The 20126-nt window shown below is 74.5% G+C and carries 18 protein-coding genes and 1 CRISPR repeat array; of the genes, 11 read left to right on the forward strand and 7 right to left on the reverse strand.

Annotated features, from left to right (window positions below):
• The first annotated feature begins 6 nt into the window (after nt 1–6).
• The gene (locus tag ACIQPQ_RS14775; protein WP_383778702.1) at nt 7–453 is read left to right on the forward strand and encodes a type II toxin-antitoxin system PemK/MazF family toxin; all 447 of its coding nucleotides are present in this window, start codon (nt 7–9) and stop codon (nt 451–453) included.
• A 30-nt stretch (nt 454–483) separates the two neighbouring features.
• Here the strand turns inward: ACIQPQ_RS14775 and ACIQPQ_RS14780 are convergent, their stop codons facing one another.
• Both ACIQPQ_RS14780 and ACIQPQ_RS14785 read right to left on the reverse strand, forming a co-directional pair.
• Nucleotides 484–1203: an epimerase gene (locus ACIQPQ_RS14780; protein WP_401303657.1), complete on the reverse strand. Its 720-nt coding sequence runs from the start codon at nt 1201–1203 to the stop codon at nt 484–486.
• Between the two features lie 83 nt (nt 1204–1286).
• The gene (locus tag ACIQPQ_RS14785) at nt 1287–1841 is read right to left on the reverse strand and encodes a TetR family transcriptional regulator (protein ID WP_401303659.1); all 555 of its coding nucleotides are present in this window, start codon (nt 1839–1841) and stop codon (nt 1287–1289) included.
• 173 nt (nt 1842–2014) lie between these two features.
• On the opposite strand from ACIQPQ_RS14785, the gene ACIQPQ_RS14790 reads away from it, so the two are divergent.
• On the forward strand, nt 2015–3454 hold the full coding sequence (locus tag ACIQPQ_RS14790) for an aldehyde dehydrogenase (protein WP_401303660.1): 1440 nt from the start codon (nt 2015–2017) through the stop codon (nt 3452–3454).
• A gap of 233 nt (nt 3455–3687) precedes the next feature.
• Nucleotides 3688–5169, forward strand: a complete 1482-nt coding sequence (locus ACIQPQ_RS14795) for an aldehyde dehydrogenase family protein (RefSeq protein ID WP_401303661.1) — start codon at nt 3688–3690, stop codon at nt 5167–5169.
• 106 nt (nt 5170–5275) lie between these two features.
• On the opposite strand, the gene ACIQPQ_RS14800 is transcribed toward ACIQPQ_RS14795, so the two are convergent.
• Nucleotides 5276–6175 carry a TIGR02452 family protein gene (locus ACIQPQ_RS14800; RefSeq protein ID WP_401303663.1) on the reverse strand — a complete coding sequence of 300 codons (900 nt, stop codon included), beginning with the start codon at nt 6173–6175 and terminating at the stop codon, nt 5276–5278.
• Nucleotides 6176–6521: 346 nt separating this feature from the next.
• Between ACIQPQ_RS14800 and egtA the strand changes: the two genes are divergently transcribed.
• The 4 genes from egtA to egtD are packed head-to-tail and all read left to right on the forward strand — an operon-like array spanning nt 6522 to nt 11003.
• Complete coding sequence (egtA, locus tag ACIQPQ_RS14805) at nt 6522–7829, forward strand: ergothioneine biosynthesis glutamate--cysteine ligase EgtA (RefSeq protein WP_401303665.1); 1308 nt, start codon at nt 6522–6524, stop codon at nt 7827–7829.
• Complete coding sequence (gene egtB / locus ACIQPQ_RS14810) at nt 7826–9256, forward strand: ergothioneine biosynthesis protein EgtB (protein ID WP_401303666.1); 1431 nt, start codon at nt 7826–7828, stop codon at nt 9254–9256. The genes egtA and egtB overlap by 4 nt, the downstream gene beginning before the upstream one ends.
• Nucleotides 9256–10044, forward strand: coding sequence for an ergothioneine biosynthesis protein EgtC (egtC, locus tag ACIQPQ_RS14815; protein WP_401303668.1), 789 nt, complete (start codon nt 9256–9258; stop codon nt 10042–10044). The genes egtB and egtC overlap by 1 nt, the downstream gene beginning before the upstream one ends.
• A complete protein-coding gene (egtD, locus tag ACIQPQ_RS14820) occupies nt 10041–11003 on the forward strand; it encodes an L-histidine N(alpha)-methyltransferase (RefSeq protein WP_401303670.1) in 963 nt (320 codons plus the stop codon). The genes egtC and egtD overlap by 4 nt, the downstream gene beginning before the upstream one ends.
• 252 nt (nt 11004–11255) lie before the next feature.
• Nucleotides 11256–12079: direct repeats of the CRISPR family, unit length 29 nt; unit sequence GTGCTCCCCGCGCGTGCGGGGGTGGTCCC.
• A 28-nt stretch (nt 12080–12107) separates the two neighbouring features.
• On the opposite strand, the gene ACIQPQ_RS14825 is transcribed toward egtD, so the two are convergent.
• Nucleotides 12108–13385 carry an extracellular solute-binding protein gene (locus ACIQPQ_RS14825; protein WP_401303672.1) on the reverse strand — a complete coding sequence of 426 codons (1278 nt, stop codon included), beginning with the start codon at nt 13383–13385 and terminating at the stop codon, nt 12108–12110.
• Nucleotides 13386–13609: 224 nt separating this feature from the next.
• Here ACIQPQ_RS14825 and ACIQPQ_RS14830 point away from each other — a divergent pair, with 224 nt between their 5' ends.
• Nucleotides 13610–13825 (forward strand): dodecin, encoded by a 216-nt coding sequence (locus ACIQPQ_RS14830; RefSeq protein ID WP_383778719.1) that lies wholly within the window; start codon nt 13610–13612, stop codon nt 13823–13825.
• A 30-nt stretch (nt 13826–13855) separates the two neighbouring features.
• Here ACIQPQ_RS14830 and ACIQPQ_RS14835 read toward each other — a convergent pair whose 3' ends face one another.
• Entirely contained in the window at nt 13856–14353 is a 498-nt protein-coding gene (locus ACIQPQ_RS14835) for a hypothetical protein (RefSeq protein ID WP_401303674.1), read from the reverse strand.
• Between the two features lie 128 nt (nt 14354–14481).
• On the opposite strand from ACIQPQ_RS14835, the gene rpmF reads away from it, so the two are divergent.
• From rpmF to ACIQPQ_RS14850, 3 genes are all read left to right on the forward strand, one after another.
• Complete coding sequence (rpmF, locus tag ACIQPQ_RS14840; protein WP_383778722.1) at nt 14482–14652, forward strand: 50S ribosomal protein L32; 171 nt, start codon at nt 14482–14484, stop codon at nt 14650–14652.
• A 103-nt stretch (nt 14653–14755) separates the two neighbouring features.
• Entirely contained in the window at nt 14756–15790 is a 1035-nt protein-coding gene (locus tag ACIQPQ_RS14845; protein ID WP_401304507.1) for an MsnO8 family LLM class oxidoreductase, read from the forward strand.
• 186 nt (nt 15791–15976) lie between these two features.
• Entirely contained in the window at nt 15977–18319 is a 2343-nt protein-coding gene (locus ACIQPQ_RS14850; RefSeq protein WP_401303676.1) for an ATP-binding cassette domain-containing protein, read from the forward strand.
• Here ACIQPQ_RS14850 and ACIQPQ_RS14855 read toward each other — a convergent pair.
• Nucleotides 18303–19241, reverse strand: a complete 939-nt coding sequence (locus ACIQPQ_RS14855; RefSeq protein ID WP_401303677.1) for a lysophospholipid acyltransferase family protein — start codon at nt 19239–19241, stop codon at nt 18303–18305. The two genes, ACIQPQ_RS14850 and ACIQPQ_RS14855, sit on opposite strands and share 17 nt — an antisense overlap.
• Complete coding sequence (locus ACIQPQ_RS14860) at nt 19241–20050, reverse strand: GNAT family N-acetyltransferase (protein WP_401303679.1); 810 nt, start codon at nt 20048–20050, stop codon at nt 19241–19243. Before ACIQPQ_RS14860 ends, ACIQPQ_RS14855 begins: the two co-directional genes overlap by 1 nt.
• Nucleotides 20051–20126: the final 76 nt, after the last annotated feature.

Consider the following 20126-nt stretch of genomic DNA (forward strand, 5'->3'; position numbering starts at 1 on the left):
GCCCCCGTGACGACATCGACCGACGGACACGTCCCGGGCCGCTCCGGCCCCTCCGCGACGACCGAGGCGGACCCCCGCGAGGTCGGCCGGGTGCGTACCGAGTACGCGCCCGCGCACGACGGCGACCCCGATCCCGGCGAGATCGTGTGGACGTGGGTTCCTTATGAGGAGAACGACGGGCGGGGCAAGGACCGGCCGGTCCTGGTCGTGGCCCGCGAGGCGGCCGGGACCCTGCTCGCCGTGCAGCTCTCCAGCAGGCGGCACGACGGCGACCGCGAGTGGGTGCCGATCGGCAGCGGCCCCTGGGACCGGTCCGGCCGCGACTCGTGGGTGGCCGTCGACCGGGTCCTGCGGCTGCACGAGCGGGGGATGCGCAGGGAGGCCTGCGCGCTGGACCGCATGCGGTTCAACTCGGTGGTGCTGCGCCTGCGGGAGCGGTACGGCTGGCGGTGAGGCGCGGCCGGGGCGGGCCGCGCCGCCCGCTCAGGGTTCGCCGAGGCGGTTGATGTCCCGGCTGTACAGGACGCGCTCGCTCCGGTCGGCCTGCCCGGGGTGGCGGGCGACGGCGAGCATGGCGCGGCCGAGGTGGTCGGTGGTCGTGGTGTGGCCGGGGGCGAGGCGGTGCAGCAGGGGGTACAGCCAGGACGTCAGGCCGTAGACGACGCGGTAGGCGCGGGTGCGGGAGACGGCGCCGCGGCGGGGCCGGATGTAGCCGGGCCGGAACATCCAGGCGTCCATCGGCAGGGCGAGCAGCGCGTTCTCGGTGCGTCCCTTGACGCGGGCCCACATGGTCCGGCCGCGCTCGGTGCTGTCGGTGCCCTCGCCGGAGACGTAGGTGAAGGTGAGGCCGGGGTTGGCGGCGAGGAGGGTGCGGGCCGCCTCCAGGGTGAAGTCGTGGGTGACGCGGGTGTACGCGGCCTCGGTGTGGCCCGCGGCGGACACGCCGAGGCAGTAGAAGCAGGCGGTCACTCCGGTGAGCCGGTCGGCGACGGGTGACAGGTCCGCGAAGTCCTGGTGGACGATCTCGGTGAGCCGGGGGTGGCTGACGCCCAGCGGGCGGCGGCCCACGGCGATCACGCGGGCGACGCCGGGGTCCTCCAGGCAGGCGTGGAGCACGCCGTGCCCGACCATGCCGGACGCGCCGAACACGACGACGTCCATGGGTGCCGCGGGTTCGGCCGTGGAGGCTCGGGGGTCGGTCATGGGCGCTCCGAAATCGGTCATCGATGCTCCGTTGTCGGTCTTGGGCGCTCCGGAATCGGCACGGGTGGCCCGGTCGGGGCGGATCACATCCGCAGGACGGCGGTGGCGGCGGCGACGACTGTGGCGCGGCGCCGGGCCCGCTCGGCGTCCGTGGCCGCGCCGGGCACCACGGGGGCGTTGCCGAGCGAGAGCAGAACCATGAGGTCGCGCAACTCCTCGGGGGCCAGCGTGCCGGGGACAAGGCCCTCGCGCTGGGCGCGGGCGATGGCGGCGGCCTTCTCCCGCTGGGCGTCCTCGACCACCTGGGGCTGGGCCAGTTCGGGCCGTTCCAGTTGCCGCCACGCCGTGAGGCGGACCACCTGGGGGTGCGCCTCGTAGTAGTCGTAGAGGCGGCCCGCGTAGCCCGGCAGGTCGGCGGGGTCGATGGGGACGGCGTCGACGATCTCCGTGACCAGGCGGCTGTAGACGGTGTCGAACAGGTCCGTCTTGCTGCCGAAGTAGCGGTACAGCAGGGCGTTGTTGACGCCCGCCGTGGTGGTGATCCGGTCGACGCGGGCACCGGCGATGCCGTGCCGGGCGAACTCGTCGGTGGCGGCCTCCAGGATCTTGCGCCGGGTCTCGTCCGCGTTGCGTGCCATGCGCCCACTGTAAGTAAGTAGGCACCCACTTGCAAAGTCACCCGGACGGGCCTACGGTCGAATAAGTAGGTAACCACCTACTTCCTTGATGTCGGGTGTGCGGTCTTCCCCCCCGCCCCGGCCCCTCTCCCCCGGCGGCCCGTCGTGCCGCGGGGCCTGTACGAGAAGGCGTCATGACCGATTACGAGCAGCTCTACATCGGCGGCCACTGGGCCGCCCCCTCCGTCGACGCGCGGATCGAGGTCCGCTCCCCGCACGACGGGTCGCTGGTCGGCCGCGCCGCGCAGGCGGGCCCGGCCGACGTCGACGCGGCGGTCGCCGCGGCGCGGCGCGCGTTCGACGAGGGTCCGTGGCCGCGGCTGTCCCCGGCGGAGCGCCGGGCGGTCGTGGCCCGCTTCGACGCGCTGCACGCGGCGCGCGCCGAGGAGATCGCCGCGCTGATCACGGCGGAGAACGGCACCCCGGCCTGGTTCACCCGCTCGCTCCAGGGCGCGCTCGCCGAGCAGACGGGCGCCTATCTGAGGGCGTCGGAGGGCTTCGGCTGGGAGGAGGAGGTCACGAGCCCGTCCGGTGCCCGTTCGCTGGTCCGGCGGGAGCCGGTCGGGGTCGTCGCCGCGGTCATCCCGTGGAACGCGCCGCACCAGTCGGCGCTGGTCAAGGTGGTTCCGGCGCTGCTGGCGGGCTGCACGGTCGTGCTCAAGCCCGCGCAGGAGACACCGCTGGACGGGCTCCTGCTGGGCGAGCTGTTCACCGAGGCCGGATTCCCCGAGGGCGTCGTCAGCGTGCTGCCCGCCGACCGGGAGACCAGCGAGTACCTGGTCGCCCACCCGGGCGTCGACAAGGTCGCCTTCACGGGCTCGACGCGCGCCGGACGCCGTATCGCGGCGCTCGCCGGTGAGCAGCTCAAGCGGGTCAGTCTGGAGCTGGGCGGCAAGTCGGCGTCGATCGTCCTGGACGACGCCGACCTCGACGCGGTGGTCGCGGCCGTGCCGTTCATGGCGTTCACCAACAACGGGCAGTCCTGCGTGGCCCACACCCGGCTGCTGGTGCCGCGCTCCCGCTACCAGGAGGTCGTCGGCGCGGTCGCGGCGGCCGTGGAGAAACTGACCGTCGGCGACCCGGCCGACACCGCGAACTTCGTCGGACCGCTGGTCACCGCCGCGCAGCGGGACCGGGTGGAGTCCTACATCCGCTCCGGCCTCGACGAGGGCGCCCGCCTGGTCGCGGGCGGCCCCGGCGCGCCGGCCGGGCTGGAGGGGGGCAACTACGTCCGGCCGACCGTCTTCGCCGACGTCGACAACGCGATGCGGATCGCCCGCGAGGAGATCTTCGGCCCGGTTCTCGTCCTCATCCCCTACGAGACCGAGGAGGACGCGGTCCGCATCGCGAACGACTCGCCGTACGGCCTGGGCGGCGGGGTGTGGAGCGGCGACCCGCGGCGCGCGCTGGCCGTGGCCCGGCGGATCAGGACCGGCACCTTCGTGGTCAACGGGGCGCCGTCCGGCTTCGACGCGCCCTTCGGCGGCTACAAGGCCAGCGGGGTCGGCCGCGAGTTCGGCGCCGTCGGCCTCACCCAGTACGTCGAGCACAAGTCGATCGCCGTGGCGGCCTGACGCGTCCCCGGTGGCCGGGGCGGGGCGGGCCGCGCCGCGAGGCCGCGTGACGCACGCCCGCCCACCGGTCCGGACCCCCTGACCACCGCCCCGCAGGCCGACCTCCCACCGCCCCCTGCCCGCTGCCCGCTGCCCGCTGGCACCCTCCGCCCCCACCCCGATCAGCCCGCACCTCCTCTCCCCCCACCCGCCCCGGACGCCGACGCGCCCACCAGTTCACGGAGTTGACGGACATGACGTCTCTCACCACCCTCGCCCTGACCGACCCCGTCGCGGACATCGACCGGATCTTCCGGGCGCAGAAGGCGGCCTGTTCCCCGGCGCACCCGCCGGCCTACGCCGAGCGCATGGACCGGCTCGACCTGCTCGAAGGCATGCTCAGGGCCCACTGGACGAGCATGGTCGACGCGCTGGTCGAGGACTTCGGGCACCGCAGCCGCGACCAGATCCTCAGCGCCGACATCGTGCCGCCGCTGCTCCATCTGCGGCACGTGAAGCGGCACCTCAAGCAGTGGATGAAGCCCCGGCGCCGCTCCTCCGGCGTCCTCGGCCTCACCGGCGTACGCAGTCGTCTGGTGTACGAACCGCTCGGTGTCATCGGGGTGATGTCGCCGTTCAACGCGCCCGTCAGCCTCGCCCTCGATCCCGCGATCGAGGCCCTGGCCGCCGGGAACAGTGTCATGATCAAGCCGTCCGAGTCGACGCCCCGGCTCACCGCGCTGCTCAGGCGGCTCACGGCCGAGGTGTTCGACGAGCGGACCCTGGCCGTCGTCGAGGGCGACGCCCGGGTCTCCGCGCACTTCGCCGCGCTGCCCTGGGACACGTTCGTCTTCACCGGCGGCACCGAGGTCGGCCGACGCGTCCTGGCCGCCGCGGCGCCCCACCTCACGCCCGTCATCCTCGAACTCGGCGGCAAATGCCCCGCGTTCGTCCTCCCGGACGCCGACATCGACGCCGTCGGCGCCAAGATCGCGCAGGGCCGCCTCGGCAACGGGGGCCAGGTCTGCCTCGCCGTCGACTACGCCCTCGTCCCCCGCGCCGCCCTCGAACCGTTCCTCGACGCCGTGCTCCGCAAGAACGCCGCGGACTTCCCCACCCTGCACGGCAACCCCGAGGTCTCGGCCATGATCGACCAGCGGTCCTACGACCGGGTCACCGCCCTGGTCGACGAGGCCCGCGCGAAGGGGTTCCGCGTCGTCCGCCCCGACCTCTACGCCGACGAGCCGCCGACCTCGGTGACCCGCCAGCTCCCCCTGACGATCGTCGTCGACCCCGACGAGAGTCTGCGCCTGCACCGGACGGAGGTCTTCGGGCCGGTCCTGTCCGTCCACACCTACGACACGCTCGACGAGGCCATCGGCATCGTCGACGCCAAGGACAAGCCGCTCGGCCTGTACGTCTTCGGGCACGACCGGCGCGCGATCGACACCGTCGTGCGGCGCACGTCCAGCGGCGGCGTCTCCGTCAACGACCTCGCCCTGCACGCCCTGTCCGACAGCATGGGCTTCGGGGGCGTGGGCCCCAGCGGCATGGGCCGGTACAAGGGCGGCGAGGTCGGCTTCGCGGCGTTCAGCAACCCCAAGTCGGTCGTGTACCAGAGCCGTCTGATGGCGCGGCTCAGCGCGAACGCCGTACCGCCGTGGACGGGCGACCGGCAGCGCAACGCCGTCCTGCGCCTCGTGGGGCTGAAGAATCCGGCGCGGAACGGGGGCTGAGCGGACCTGGCGTCTCTCGGTACGGTCCGCGGCGCTGCGGTCTCCCGGTACGGTTCCGAGGCGCCGGGACCCCTCGTACGGTCCGAGGTCCCCGGGGGCTCGTCGGTCAGGTCCCGGCGCCGTGGCCCTCGGGGACGGGCCGCGCGTCGAACGCCCGCTCGAACGCGCCGCGCACCGTGTTCCCCGGTGTCCGGTCCAGGACGCCGAAGACCACGTGGGTGAAGGTGCCCGCGAAGCGGGCGCCGGGGGCGAGCAGGCCGCGGAAGGCGGCGGCGACCTGGGCCGGGTCGTTGCGGAAGACGCCGCAGCCCCAGGCGCCGAGGACCAGGCGGCGGTAGCCGTGGGCGGCTGCGGTCTCCAGGACGCGCTCGGCGCGGACGGCGAGGACGCCGGGCAGCTCGGCGGCGCGCTCGGGAGCCGTACGGAGCACCACTCCGGCGTTGGGCGCGGCGGCGGTGAGGAAGCCCGCGGCGTACGGCTCGGGCAGGAAGGCGCCGCGGTCGTCGCGGAAGACGGGCACCGCCGGGGAGTGGATCACCCGATCGGTGTAGAACGGGTCCCGGTGCGCGCGGTGGTGGTCGTAGAACTCGGGCGCGCGCAGCAGGCAGGTGTGGAGCGCGGACCCCCGGCAGAGGGCCTCCTCCTGGGCCTGGGCGCCGTTGAGGTAGCCGCCGCCGGGGTTGCGGGCGGAGGCGAAGTTGAGGACGGCGACCGGGTCGGCGGGCCGGTCTCCCGGCGGCGGGGCCGGATGTCCGGTGACGAGTCTGCGGGCGGCGTCCAGGCTGCTCTCGCCGGTGACCTCGATCCGGGCCGGGACGGACGCGGGCCCCGGGACCGGCCCGGCCGACGGCACGGTCACCGGCCCGGGGCCGTGCATCCGTGTCCCCGCCCGCGCGGCCTCGATCGCCGCGGCGAGGGGCACCTCACGGCCGTCGGGGGCGCGGTAGGCGCCCGCCGCGACGGCCGCCTCGGTGTCGCGCGCGACACCGCGCAGCCGCGCGCTCACGGCGCCACCCCCGTGGACGCCGTGCGCGTGCGGGGCGCGGCCCCGCGCACTCCCCCGGACACTCCCGCCGGGCACCGGCCCGGCTCCCCCGTCGTGCTCATGCACGCATCGTCAGCGATGCTGGACGGGCGGTGCAACTGGGTTTCCCCGGACGGGGCAGACGACAGTGACGTACCGGGAACGGCCCGGGACCGACCGGGAAAGGGAGATTACGTGTCCCGAACGCCCCTCATGCGCACCCTTGTGCGAATCGAGGCGAGCGTCTTGGGTGGGATGAGCAAGCCGGTCCGGCACCACCGACGCCGGACCGGTGGCATGGTGGAATCTCAGGAGGATCGATCCCCACATGTCTGACATATCGAGCGACACTTCGGGGAGCGACTGTACGACACCTCGTACGTCACTCTCGGAGGCCGAGGTGGAGGCCCTGGTCAGGGGCATCTGCTTCAAGACCGGCCCGCCCCGCACGGTCGGGGTCGAACTGGAATGGCTCGTCCACGAGCTGCGCGACGCGCGGCTCCCCGTGACACCCGAACGACTCGCCGCGGCCTACGCCGCGCTGGAGACGGTGCCGCTGAACTCGGCGCTCACCGTCGAACCCGGCGGCCAGCTGGAACTCAGCTCGCCGCCCGCCGCCTCCCTCATGGAGTGCGTGACCCTCGTCTCGGACGACCTGGACGCGGTCCGGGCCGTCCTGCGTGAGCGGGGTCTCGCCCTCGCCGGGATCGGCACGGAGCCGTGGCTCCCGCCCCGCCGGTTCCTGCACGAACCGCGCTACGACGCGATGGAGGCGTATCTCGGCCGGACCGGCCCCGCCGGGCGGGCCATGATGTGCACCTCCGCCTCCGTCCAGGTCTGCCTGGACGCCGGGTTCGAGGAGCCCGGCCCGCTCGGTCTCGGGCGGCGCTGGTGGCTCGCGCACACCCTGGGCGCGGTCCTGGTGGCCGCGTTCGCCAACTCGCCCCTGCTCAGCGGCACCGACACCGGGTGGCGGTCCACCCGGCAGCTGCTGTGGGCGGAGATCGGTCCGGGCCGCGCGGGAGCGCCGCCCCTGGACACCGAGCCGCGCACGGCGTGGGCCCGGCACGTCGTGGACGCGCCCGTGATGTGCGTACGGCGCGACAGCGGGCCCTGGGAGGTGCCCGACGACCTGACCTTCCGGGAGTGGACCCGCAGCGGATCGCCCACCCGGGCGGACCTCGACTACCACGTGTCCACGCTGTTCCCGCCGGTCAGACCCCGCGGTCACCTGGAGCTGCGCATGATCGACGCGCAGCCCGGCGAGGACGGCTGGATCGTGCCGCTCGCGGTGACGACGGCCCTGTTCGACGACCCCGAGGCCGCCGAACGCGCCTACCGCGCGGTGAAGCCGCTCGCCGAACGGTCCGGTCCGCACCCGGCGCCGCACAACCCGCTGTGGAGCGACGCCGCCCGCGACGGACTGGCCGACCCGGAACTGCGGGAGGTCGCCGTCACCTGCTTCCGTACGGCGCTGGAGGCCCTGCCGGGGCTCGGCGCCACCGAGGCCGTGACCGACGCCGTCCGCGCCTACCTGGACCGCTACGTCCTGCGGGGCCGCTGCCCCGCCGACGACCAGCTCGACCGCCTGCGCGGGGCCGACGTCCGCGCACACGGGAAGGACATCCGCACATGACCGACCCCACCCCCGACACCCCCCGCACCGCCGACGCCGCCGGCCCGCCCGGCGGACCGGGCGCCGTCGACACCCTCGACACCCGCGAGCCCCTCGACGGGCACACCCCGCTCACCGCGCTCGACGCCGACGCGCTGCGCGAGCGCGCCCTGCGCACCCTCGTCACCGCCCGCGAGCGCACCGCGCTGCTCACCGACTGCGTGGAGGGACCCGACCTCACCGCCCAGCACTCCCCGCTGATGTCGCCCCTGGTCTGGGACCTGGCGCACATCGGCAACCAGGAGGAGCTGTGGCTGCTGCGCACGGTCGGCGGCCGCGAGCCGATGCGCCCCGAGATCGACAGCCTCTACGACGCGTTCGAGCACCCGCGCTCCGAACGGCCCTCGCTGCCGCTGCTGGCGCCCGCCGAGGCGCGCGGCTACGCGGCGGAGGTCCGCGGACGCGTGCTGGACATCCTGGAGTCGGCCGACTTCCACGGCACCCGGCTCACCGAGGCGGGCTTCGCCTTCGGGATGATCGCCCAGCACGAACAGCAGCACGACGAGACGATGCTGATCACCCATCAGCTCCGCAAGGGCCCCGCGGTGCTCTCCGCGCCCGACCCGGAGCCGGTCCCGCTCTTCACCGGACCGGCCGAAGTCCTCGTCCCGGGCGGCCCGTTCACCATGGGCACCTCCACCGAGCCGTGGGCGCTCGACAACGAACAGCCCGCGCACCGGCGTGAGGTGGCCGCCTTCCACATCGACACCACACCGGTCACCAACGCCGCCTACCAGGCGTTCATCGACGACGGCGGCTACGACGACGCCCGCTGGTGGACGCCGGAGGGCTGGGCGCACGTGCGCCGCACCTCGCTGCGGGCACCGCTGTTCTGGCAGCGCGACGGCAAGCAGTGGCTGCGGCGCCGGTTCGGCGTCACCGAGGTCGTCCCACCGGACGAGCCGGTCCTGCACGTGTGCTGGTACGAGGCCGACGCCTACGCCCGCTGGGCCGGGCGGCGGCTGCCCACCGAGGCCGAGTGGGAGAAGGCGGCCCGCTTCGACCCGGCGACCGGCGGCTCCACCCGCTACCCGTGGGGCGACGCCGATCCCGGCCCCGAGCACGCCAACCTGGGCCAGCGGCACCTGCGGCCCGCCCCCGCCGGAAGCTATCCGGCGGGCGCGTCGCCGCTCGGGGTACGCCAGTTGATCGGTGACGTGTGGGAGTGGACGTCGAGCGACCTGGCGCCCTACCCGGGGTTCCGGGCGTTCCCGTACAAGGAGTACTCGGAGGTGTTCTTCGGGCCGGAGCACAAGGTGCTGCGGGGCGGTTCGTTCGCGGTGGACCCGGTGGCCTGCCGGGGCACCTTCCGCAACTGGGACTATCCGATCCGGCGGCAGATCTTCTCCGGGTTCCGCACGGCCCGCACGGCCGCCGGGGCTTCCTGATGTGCCGTCATGTGGCGTACCTGGGCCCGGAGGAGCCGCTCGGGCGGCTGCTGACGGAGCCGCCGCACGCCCTGTACCGGCAGTCGTGGGCGCCCCGGCGGCAGCGGCACGGCACGGTCAACGCCGACGGTTTCGGGGTGGGCTGGTACGCCGACGGCGATCCGGCCCCCGCCCGCTACCGCCGGGCCGGGCCGATCTGGGCGGACCTGTCCTTCGCCGACCTCGCCCGCGTGGTGCGCAGCCGCGCGGTGCTGGCCGCCGTACGGGACGCGACGCTCGCCGGGGCCGACGCGGAGGCCGCGGCGGCGCCGTTCGCGGCCGGGCCCTGGCTGTTCAGCCACAACGGGGCCGTCACCGGCTGGCCCGCGTCCCTCGCGGGCCTCGCCCGGACCCTGCCCGCGGCGGACGTGCTGGCGCTGGAGGCCCGCAACGACTCGGCGCTGGTCTGGGCGCTGCTCCTGGCCCGGCTGCGCGCCGGTGACCCCATGGGGCAGGCCCTCACGGACCTCGTGCCCGAGGTGGCCGCCACGGCGCCCGGGTCCCGGCTCAACCTGCTGCTCACCGACGGTACGGCGATCGCCGCCACGGCCTGGGGCGACAGCCTCTGGTACCTGGCGGAGCCCGGCCGCGCGGTGGTGGCCTCCGAGCCGTACGACGACGATCCGCGCTGGCGGGAGGTCCCCGACCGCACCCTCCTGACGGCGACCCGCACCGAGGTCCTGCTCACCCCCCTCAAGGAGTCGAGCGGGGCCGCGGCCCCCGTACCACCCGAGGAGACCCGCACGTGAGTCCCTTCCAGATCACCCGCACCCTGCCCGAGGACGCCACGGAGGCCGCCCTGCGCTCCGACGTCCTGCGCGGCCTCACCACCGACCCGAAGACGCTGCCGCCCAAGTGGTTCTACGACGCGCACGGCAGCGAACTCTTCGAACGGATCACCGAGTTGCCCGAGTACTACCCGACCCGCGCCGAGCGGGAGATCCTCGTGGACCGGGCCCCCGAGATCGCCGCCGCGTCCGGGGCCCGCACCCTCGTGGAACTCGGCTCCGGCTCCTCCGACAAGACCCGGCACCTCCTCGACGCGCTCACCGACCTGCGGGTCTACGTGCCCGTCGACGTCAGCGAGAGCGCGCTGACCCTGGCCGGACAGGCCCTCGTCGCCGAGCGCCCCGCGCTCGAAGTCCACGCCCTCATCGCCGACTTCACCGCGTCGCTGGCCCTGCCCGAGACACCGGGACCCCGGCTGGTGGCGTTCCTCGGCGGCACGATCGGCAACCTGCTGCCCGCCGAACGGGGCGCGTTCCTCGCCTCGGTCCGGGCGCTGCTGCGGCCCGGTGACGCGCTGCTGCTCGGCACCGACCTGGTGAAGGACGAGGAGGTGCTGGTCCGGGCGTACGACGACGCGGCCGGGGTGACGGCCGCGTTCAACAAGAACGTCCTGGCCGTCGTCAACCGCGAACTCGGCGCCGACTTCGACCCCGGCGCCTTCGACCACGTCGCCCTCTGGGACCCGCGCGCGGAATGGATCGAGATGCGCCTGCGCGCCCGCCGGACCCAGACCGTCAAGGTGCCCGCGCTGGACCTCGCGGTCGACTTCGCGGCGGGCGAGGAACTGCGCACCGAGATCTCCGCGAAGTTCCGCGAGGAGGGCGTCCGCACCGAACTGGCCACGGCGGGCCTGGCCCTGACCCACTGGTGGACCGACCGAGCAGACCGCTTCGCCCTGTCCCTGTCGACGGTCCGCTAAGCCCGACCTGCGCGGCCCTGCCCCTCCGAGTCAGGGGCAGGGCCGCGCGCGTGCCGGGTGAGGGCCCTCGCATTCCCAGAACGGCTTGCCACCCGTCCGGGCCGAAGCTTGGATGGTCTCCGCACCGTGGCGATCCCCTCGATGCGTAGGGCGACCGGACGGAGCGACATTGCCCGAAATGCACGAATTGCCGGACCGATCGAAGGTGGCCCAGAACGGGTTGGGCGTGAGACAAACGCGCAGCTCAGGAAGGTGCTCCCCGCGCGTGCGGGGGTGGTCCCCATAGGGGGTCGCCCGGCTCGACAGCCCGCCCCGTGCTCCCCGCGCGTGCGGGGGTGGTCCCAAGAAGATGGCGTCCAACTCCACCATCTCCAAGTGCTCCCCGCGCGTGCGGGGGTGGTCCCCCGTCGTGGGACTGCTCCGGTCTGGTCTCGGCGTGCTCCCCGCGCGTGCGGGGGTGGTCCCCCCCGGGTGCGCACCACAGGCGATCAATGGCTGTGCTCCCCGCGCGTGCGGGGGTGGTCCCCTCGCGGCTGATCGGCTCCCGATTCCGGGACTGTGCTCCCCGCGCGTGCGGGGGTGGTCCCGGACTTAGCCACCGCAGAGGCCGAACTCGGCCGTGCTCCCCGCGCGTGCGGGGGTGGTCCCCCGCCACCACACCAACACCCGAGGACGCCATGGTGCTCCCCGCCCGTGCGGGGGTGGTCCCGTGCGCAGGCTGGAGGTGATGGTGGTGCGCATGTGCTCCCCGCGTGTGCGGGGGTGGTCCCATGGAGTGGTAGCCGAACCCCGGGTCGCTCGCGTGCTCCCCGCGCGTGCGGGCGGTGGTCCCGGGTCGCTGTACAGGTGGACCCAGCCGGTGGCGTGCTCCCCGCGCGTGCGGGGGTGGTCCCGGACCCGGTACTGGACCGGGACGTAGTAGACGGTGCTCCCCGCGCGTGCGGGGGTGGTCCCGGCAAGACGCTTCGCGTCAAGAACATCTCGCAGTGCTCCCCGCGCGTGCGAGGGTGGTCCCTTCAGCTCTGGTCGCCGCCGGAGTTTCCTTCGGTGCTCCCCGCGCGTGCGGGGGATGGCACCTGGCCAACCTCGAAAAGCGCTCGCCCCTCACCCCACCGTCAAAGCCTTCGTGACCTCCGCCGAAGCCTTGCGGGACTCCTTCTCGGGGTTTGCTCCGGTCAAGACTCTTGTCATGTAGGCCTTGATCGGGTTGTCGGCCTCGACCGCGGCCCATTCGGGGGTGCTGGGGGTGGCGCGGCCTTGGGCGGCGCCCGCGGCCATGGCGGCGACGCCCTCCTCGCTGGCGACGGCGGGGGAGAGTTTCGCCTTGTTGGGGACGTAGTTCATGCTGCGCGCGAGGTCCGTGTTCCACTCGGCCCCGGCGAGGGCGGCGACCACCGCGACGGCGCCCTTGCGGCGGTCGGTGTTGCGGGGGATGACGAGGTCGGAGCCGCCGATGAAGACGGCGCCGGGTTTGGTCGTCGTCTTGCCCGGCACCGGGAAGAAGCCCAACTTGCCCTCCAGTTGCGGGTTCTGCTGGAGGACGACGCGGGCGAGGCCGGGTACGGCGACGATCTGGGCGGCCTCGCCCGCCGCGAACACACCGGACTGCGGCGGGTGTTCCTCGTCGGCGTCGACCGGTCCGTCGCCGAGGGCCTGGAGTTGCCGGTAGAACTCCATGCCGCGCAGCGCGGCCGGGGAGTCGAGGGCGCCCTCCCACCGGCCCACGCCGTCCTCGGTGGCGAGGTCGCCGCCCTCGTCCCAGATGAACCCGGCCAGGGTGTACCAGTCCTGTCCGGCGAGGTAGATCCCCTGGTGTCCGGCCGAGTTGAGCTTCTCGGTGACCGACAGCCACTGTTCACGGGTGCGCGGCGGGGCGGTGATCCCGGCCTGCTGGAACAGGTCCTTGCGGTAGATCACGACGCGGTTGGCGGCGTACCAGGGGATGCCGTACTGGTGGAACCGGCGCTGTCCCGGGTCCGCGAGGCCGGGCAGCCAGTCCTCCTTGCCCCACTTGGCGACCGACTCCAGGGTGAGGTCGAGCAGCCGGTCGCCGTCGACGTACTGCGGCACCTGGGTGTTGCCGACCTCGATGACGTCGGGCCCGCCGTCACCGTCGCCGTCGGCCTCCAGCGCGGTCTGCACCTTCTCGCCGATGCCGGTCCACTCCTGGATGCGGATGTCGAGGTCGAGCCCGGGGTTGTCGCGCTCGAAGTCCGCGGTGAAGCGGTCGAGGAAGTCCTTCGAGGCGCTGTCCTTCATCAGCCACACCGTGACGGTCTCCCGGTCGGAGCCGCCCAGACCGGGCACCGCCCCGCAGGCGGTGACGAGGGAGGCGAGGGGGACGGACGCACAGAGGAGGGCGAGGAGGCGACGACGTCTCACGGGGGTCCTGTTCTGCCTGGTGGACAGGGGTGGGGAACCCGCCGTGGGGGGAACGGGCGCGGTGGCCCGCACGGGTGAGCAGGATTTTGGTATGGACCAATCCATAGGTCAAGAGGGACCAAGCACCCCATCCCGACGCCTCGCGCTCCGCCGCAGCTTGGGGCACGGTGGAGTGACGCGTGACACATCCGACATCTCCCGTCACGCCCGAGAGGAGCACCCGCATGTCGAACCACACGTACCGGGTCACAGAGATCGTCGGCACCTCGCCGGACGGCGTCGACCAGGCGGTCCGCAACGGCGTGGCGCGCGCCGCCCAGACCCTGCGCAACCTGGACTGGTTCGAGGTCACACAGGTGCGGGGCCAGATCGAGGACGGGCAGGTGGCCCACTGGCAGGTGGGCCTGAAGGTGGGCTTCCGCCTGGACGAGCAGGACTGACACGCCGTCGGCGCGGCGAACCGTCGCCCTTCAGGTTCGCCCCTCCCGCCCCTGCGCGGAGCGCAGCGTGGCGGAGGGGGCCGCCCAGCGTGCCCGGACGACGGTGAACCCGGCCGCCTCGGCGTCGTCGCAGACCGTCTCGTCGTCGTCCACGAGGAACCGCACCTCGCGTCCGCGCGCGAGGCGGCGCAGGAGTTCCAGCTTGGTACGGCGGGCCGGCCTGCGGTCGCCGTCCCGGCGCATGAACACGCGACCCTCGGGCAGCCCGTGCCGGGCGAGCCACTCCAGGGTGTCGGTCCGGCAGCGTTCGGGCCGCCCGGTCAGGTAGACGACCTCGCAGGCCCGCGCGCTCTCGCGGGCCAGCGCCACGCCTTCCGGGATCGGCGGGTCGTCCGGCGCGGCGGCGAAGAAGGCGTCCCAGTCGCGAGGCCGCCGCTCCAGGAACGGCTGGCGGTGCGCGGTCGCGGCGAGGGTGTTGTCCAGGTCGAACACGGCGAGCGGCGGCGAGGCCTCACGGGGGTCGGTCACGGACACCACCCTAGGCAGGCCCACCGCCGCCCCCCTCCCGGCTTGAATTGTTAATGGCATCCATTTTCAGATAGCGTCCTCGGTGCCCGTCCGGCTCCGCCGGTACCAGGCTCCCGAGGAGGATCACCATGGCCGTACCCAAGCGGAAGATGTCCCGCAGCAACACCCGCCACCGCCGCGCGCAGTGGAAGGCGAGCACGCCCGCGCTCGTCCCGATCACGGTCGACGGCGTCCGGCACCTCGTCCCCCAGCACCTCGTACGGGCCTACGAGCGCGGCCTGCTGCACCCCGAGAACTGACCCCGCCCCGGCGGCGGCACGCGGACGCGGGCATCGGACGCGGGAATCCCGGCGCGCGTCACGCGTTGAACACCGTGTGGACGGTGTGAGCGGCAGCGACGACATGAGCGGTACGACCGGTGCGGGCGGCGTCTTCGACGGCGTCCGGTTCTCCGTGCTGGACCGGTCCCGCACCCGCGAGGGCCGACCGGCCGGCGAGGCGCTGCGGGACACCGTCGCGTTCGCGCGGGAGGCCGAGGCGCTCGGCTACCACCGTTTCTGGGTCTCGGAGCACCACGGGGTGCCCGGCGTCGCCGGTTCGGCGCCGACCGTCCTCGCGGCGGCCGTCGCCGCCGCCACCGCCACGATCCGGGTCGGCACGGGCGGCGTCATGCTGCCCAACCACCGTCCGCTGGTGGTGGCCGAGCAGTTCGGTGTGCTGGAGTCCCTGTTCCCGGGGCGGATCGACATGGGCCTCGGCCGCTCGGTCGGCTTCACCGACGGCGTCCGCAGGGCGCTGGGCCGCGACCGGGACGACGCCGACGCCGAGGACTTCGCCGCCCAACTCGACGAACTGCTCGGCTGGTTCACCGGCGGCTCACCGACGGGGGTGCGCGCCCGGCCCGCCGAGGGCCTCACCGTGCCGCCGTTCGTGCTGGCGATGAACGAGGGCGCCCGTATCGCGGCGGAGGCGGGCCTGCCGATGGTGATCGGCGACCTGCGCGACCGGGACCGGATGCGGCGCGGCGTCGACGCGTACCGGGCCGCCTTCCGGCCGTCCCCGTGGGCCGCCGAGCCGTACGTCGTGATCTCCGGGACGGTGGCGGTCGCCGCGACCCCCGAGGAGGCGGCGCGGCTGCTGGTCCCCGAGGCCTGGTCGATGGCGTACTCCCGCACGCACGGCACCTTCCCGCCGCTGCCTCCGGCCGAGGACGCCGAGCGGCGGCCGATGACGGCCAAGGAGCGCGGCTTCTACGAGTCGGGGCTGCGCGGCCAGCTCGCCGGGACCGAGGAGCAGGTCGCGCACGAGCTGGCGACGGTGGTGAAGGTGACCGGCACGCAGGAGGTGCTGGTCACCACGAGCACGTACGACCGGGCGGCGCTGCTGGACTCCTACCGGCGCCTCGCCGCGATCGCCCGGCTCGGCGGAGCCGCCTGAGGCACCTCGCCGGACCGGCGGGGCCGGGTGCGCCGGACGGGGCGGTGGCCCGCCGGAAGGCGGACCGGTGCCGTGCCGGAGGGGCGGACCGGCGGCGCGCGTAGGATCGTGGGGTTTGTCCGACCGGCGTGCGCCCTCGTACGGGTGGTCCGCCGCAGCGCCACCGACCGTACGGAGCCGCCTGTCATGCCGAGCCCCCACGACGCGTTCGTCCGGGTCCGCGGTGCCCGCGAGCACAACCTCAAGGGCGTCGACGTCGACATCCCGCGTGACGTGGTCGCCGTGTTCACCGGGGTGTCCGGCTCGGGGAAGTCGTCGCTGGCGTTCGGGACGGTCTACGCGGAGGCGCAGCGCCGCTACTTCGAGTCGGTGGCGCCGTACGCGCGGCGGCTGATCCACCAGGTGGGCACGCCGAAGGTGGCCGGGATCAGCGGGCTGCCGCCCGCCGTGTCGCTCCAGCAGCGGCGGTCCGCGCCGACCTCGCGGTCCTCGGTGGGCACGGTCACCACCCTCTCCAACTCGCTGCGGATGCTGCTGTCCCGCGTGGGCGACTACCCGCCGGGGGCGGAGCGCCTCGACTCGGACTCCTTCTCCCCGAACACCGCGGCGGGCGCCTGCCCGGAGTGCCACGGCCTGGGTGTGGTGCACGGCACGACGGAGGAACTCCTCGTCCCCGACCCGTCGTTGTCGATCCGGGAGGGCGCGATCGCGGCCTGGCCGGGTGCCTGGCAGGGCAAGAACCTGCGGGACGTCCTGGACGCCCTCGGTCACGATGTCGACGTGCCGTGGCGTGAGCTGCCCGCCGCGGAGCGGGAGTGGATTCTGTTCACGGACGAGCAGCCGGTGGTGACGGTGCACCCGGTGCGCGACGCCGACCGTATCCAACGGCCGTACCAGGGAACGTACATGAGTGCCCGGCGGTATGTGCTGAAGACGTTCGCGGACTCGAAGAGCGCGACGCTGCGGGCGAAGGCCGAACGGTTCCTGAGCAGTGCGCCGTGTCCGCTGTGCGGGGGCCGGAGGCTGCGGGCGGAGGCTCTGGCGGTGACCTTCGCGGGCCGGACGATCGCCGAACTGGCCGCGCTGCCGCTGACGGAGCTGGCGGACGCCCTGGACGGCGCGGTCGGCACCGCCCGGGTCCTCACCGACGACCTGCTCGCCCGGATCGGCCCGGTCGTCGAACTCGGCCTCGGCTACCTCAGCCTGGACCGCCCGGCCCCCACCCTGTCGGCCGGCGAACTCCAACGCCTGCGCCTGGCCACGCAGTTGCGGTCCGGCCTGTTCGGCGTGGTGTATGTCCTCGACGAGCCGTCGGCGGGACTGCACCCGGCGGACACCGAGGCCCTGCTGACGGTGCTGACCCGGCTGAAGGAGGCCGGGAACTCGGTGTTCGTGGTCGAGCACCACCTGGACGTGATGCGGGCCGCGGACTGGCTGGTGGACGTCGGCCCGGCCGCGGGCGAGCACGGCGGACGGGTGCTGCACAGCGGCCCGGTCGCGGACCTGGCGTCGGTCACCGCGTCGGAGACGGCCCGCTTCCTGTTCGGCCGGGCGCCCCGCCCGGAGCGCCGACTCCGGGCGCCGCGCGGCTGGTTGACGGTCGGCCCGGTCACCCGGCACAACCTGCGCGGGGTGACGGCCGAGGTCCCGCTCGGCGTGTTCACCGCCGTCACCGGCGTCTCCGGCTCGGGAAAGTCCACCCTCGTCGGCGAGGTCACCGAGCGACTGCCGGGCGTGGAACGGCTGGTGGTCGTCGACCAGCGCCCGATCGGACGCACCCCGCGCTCCAACCTCGCCACCTACACCGGCCTGTTCGACACCGTCCGCCGGGAGTTCGCCGCCACCGAGGAGGCCCGGCGGCGCGGGTACGGCGTCGGCCGCTTCTCCTTCAACGTGGCGGGCGGGCGGTGCGAGACCTGTCAGGGCGAGGGGTTCGTCAGCGTCGAACTCCTCTTCCTGCCCAGCACCTACGCGCCCTGCCCGGACTGCGGCGGCGCCCGCTACCGCCCGGACACGCTGGAGGTGACCTACCGGGGACGGAACGTGGCGGAGGTGCTGGACCTGACCGTGGAGGCGGCGGCCGGGTTCTTCGCCGACGTGCCCGGCGTCGCGCGCAGCCTCGCCGCCCTGCTGGATGTGGGGCTCGGCTATCTCCGGCTCGGCCAGCCCGCCACCGAATTCTCCGGCGGCGAGGCCCAACGCATCAAGCTGGCGGGCGAGTTGCAGCGGACCCGGCGCGGCGACACGGTGTACGTCCTCGACGAGCCGACGACCGGACTGCACCCGGCGGACGTGGCGGTGCTGATGCGGCGGCTGCACGGGCTGGTCGACGCGGGGCACACGGTGATCGCGGTGGAGCACGACATGGCGGTCGTCGCCGACGCGGACTGGGTGATCGACCTCGGCCCCGGCGGCGGCGACCGCGGCGGGCGCGTCGTCGCGGCCGGCACGCCGGCCGAGGTGTCCCGCGCGGCGGACAGCGCCACCGCCCGCCATCTCGAACGCGCCCTCGTCAGCGGGACCGGCTGACCGGACGGGGCCGCGGAAGCGCCGGCCGCGGCCGGACCCGCGGGCCGCGCGCCGGACCCACGGCCGCGGACGGCGGGGCGTGCCCCGCTCCCCCGCCCCCGGCAACCCCCTCGCCCCCCACGGGCGCGTCGCCCCCGCGCGCGTCGCCGCCCTCCCCCGCCGCCTGGGCCGCGCGGGCCAGGGAGCGGCGGTCCGGGTGGGTGCCGGGCGCGAGGGGCGGCCGTACCTCCACCTCGGCGACCAGGCCGCGGGTGGTGACCACCCGCCACAGGGACGCGGCCAGGGAGTCCTCGCCGACGTACGCCGGGGCGGTGCTGGCCGCGCCCGTGGCCCGGAGGTAGCGGATGCGGACCGGCAGGACGGGCACCCCGGCGTCCAGGGCGGCCTGGAACACGGCCCGCCGGAACGTGCCCCGGGCCCGCCCGCACCAGGTGCTGCCCTCGGGGAAGACGCCCACGGCGGTCCCCGCGCGCAGCAGGGCGGTGATGTCGGCGACCGTGTCCGGCAGGGTGCGCAGCCGGTCCCGGTCGAGGAAGACGACCCCGCCGCGCGCCGCCAGCGGGCCCGCGACCGGCCAGCGCCGTATCTCCGCCTTGGCGATCATCCGGGCGGGACGGACCGCCGCCAGGAGCGGGATGTCCAGCCAGGAGATGTGGTTGGCGACCAGCAGCACCCCGCCGGACGGGGCGGCGGGGCCGGTGAGGCGCAGCCGGACCCCGGCCGCCCGCACGATCGCGCGGGCCCACCCGCGCACCGCGCCCGCCGGGACGAAGCGCCCGGCGGGCAGCAGGGCGATCCCGGCCAGCACCAGCGCGACGACCGCCGCGAGGCGCAGCACGCCGCGCGGGACGGCGCCCGCCCGCGCCGCCCGGTCCACGCACGCCTCGGGGGTGCAGGGCGCGCTGGGCAGCCAGCCGCTCATCAGGCCGGGACGAGGGAGAGGAAGTGCTTCAGGTAGCGCGGGTTGACCCGGCGCATCGACAGCAGGACGTAGAGGTCGGCCACCCCGAAGTCCGGGTCGTGGGCGGGCTCGCCGCACACCCAGGCGCCCAGCCGGAGGTAGCCGCGCAGCAGGGCGGGCAGTTCGGTGCGCGCGGCGGGCGACGTGGACGTCCCCGCCGTGGACGTACCGGCCGTGAGCGACCCCGCCGTCGGCGCCCAGGGCAGCAGCGGCCGGACCCGGAACTCCTCCGGCGCGAGGTGCTTGTCACGGACCCGGTCCCAGGTGGCGGCGGCGGTGGCGCCGCCGTCGGCGAGCGGGACGGAGCAGCAGCCCGCGAGCCACTCGTGGCCCCGGTCGACCATGTAGCGGGCGATCCCGGCCCAGATGAGGCCGATGACTGCGCCGTCGCGGTGGTCGGGGTGGACGCAGGACCGGCCCACCTCGACGAGTCCGGGCCGGACCCGGTCCAGCCGGGTGAGGTCGAACTCGCTCTCGGAGTAGAGCCGTCCGGCGACGGCGGCGCGCTCCGGGGGCAGCAGCCGGTAGGTGCCGACGACCTGCCCGCCACCGGTCTCGCGGACCAGGAGGTGGTCGCAGTGGGCGTCGAAGGGGTCGACGTCGAGACCGGGCTGCGGGGAGGCGAGCAGGGCGCCCATCTCCCCGGCGAAGACGTCGTGCCGCAGCCGCTGGGCGGCGCGCACGTCGGCCTCGTCGCGGGCCAGGGTGACGGTGTAGCGGACGGGTGCGGCGGGCTGCGGGGGGCGAGCGAGGGTGGAAACGCCGGTCATGGCTCTCTCCTGGACACACACGCAAGGGGGACGGAGCGGGTACCCCTTGTTTCTGCCGAGCCCGGTTGGCGTGTAC

The sequence above is a fragment of the Streptomyces sp. NPDC091281 genome (genome assembly GCF_044757425.1).
In the GTDB taxonomy this organism is placed as follows: domain Bacteria; phylum Actinomycetota; class Actinomycetes; order Streptomycetales; family Streptomycetaceae; genus Streptomyces.

What these genes read in the sequence shown, in the direction of transcription:
- egtA (WP_401303665.1), top strand. Translation starts at nt 6,522, where the DNA reads ATGTCTGACATATCGAGCGACACTTCGGGGAGCGACTGTACGACACCT.
- ACIQPQ_RS14845 (WP_401304507.1), top strand. Translation starts at nt 14,756, where the DNA reads ATGAGCGGTACGACCGGTGCGGGCGGCGTCTTCGACGGCGTCCGGTTC.
- ACIQPQ_RS14790 (WP_401303660.1), top strand. Translation starts at nt 2,015, where the DNA reads ATGACCGATTACGAGCAGCTCTACATCGGCGGCCACTGGGCCGCCCCC.
- ACIQPQ_RS14855 (WP_401303677.1), bottom strand. Translation starts at nt 19,241, where the DNA reads ATGAGCGGCTGGCTGCCCAGCGCGCCCTGCACCCCCGAGGCGTGCGTG.
- ACIQPQ_RS14850 (WP_401303676.1), top strand. Translation starts at nt 15,977, where the DNA reads ATGCCGAGCCCCCACGACGCGTTCGTCCGGGTCCGCGGTGCCCGCGAG.
- egtB (WP_401303666.1), top strand. Translation starts at nt 7,826, where the DNA reads ATGACCGACCCCACCCCCGACACCCCCCGCACCGCCGACGCCGCCGGC.
- rpmF (WP_383778722.1), top strand. Translation starts at nt 14,482, where the DNA reads ATGGCCGTACCCAAGCGGAAGATGTCCCGCAGCAACACCCGCCACCGC.
- ACIQPQ_RS14785 (WP_401303659.1), bottom strand. Translation starts at nt 1,841, where the DNA reads ATGGCACGCAACGCGGACGAGACCCGGCGCAAGATCCTGGAGGCCGCC.
- ACIQPQ_RS14830 (WP_383778719.1), top strand. Translation starts at nt 13,610, where the DNA reads ATGTCGAACCACACGTACCGGGTCACAGAGATCGTCGGCACCTCGCCG.
- ACIQPQ_RS14780 (WP_401303657.1), bottom strand. Translation starts at nt 1,203, where the DNA reads ATGACCGACCCCCGAGCCTCCACGGCCGAACCCGCGGCACCCATGGAC.
- ACIQPQ_RS14860 (WP_401303679.1), bottom strand. Translation starts at nt 20,050, where the DNA reads ATGACCGGCGTTTCCACCCTCGCTCGCCCCCCGCAGCCCGCCGCACCC.
- ACIQPQ_RS14795 (WP_401303661.1), top strand. Translation starts at nt 3,688, where the DNA reads ATGACGTCTCTCACCACCCTCGCCCTGACCGACCCCGTCGCGGACATC.
- egtC (WP_401303668.1), top strand. Translation starts at nt 9,256, where the DNA reads ATGTGCCGTCATGTGGCGTACCTGGGCCCGGAGGAGCCGCTCGGGCGG.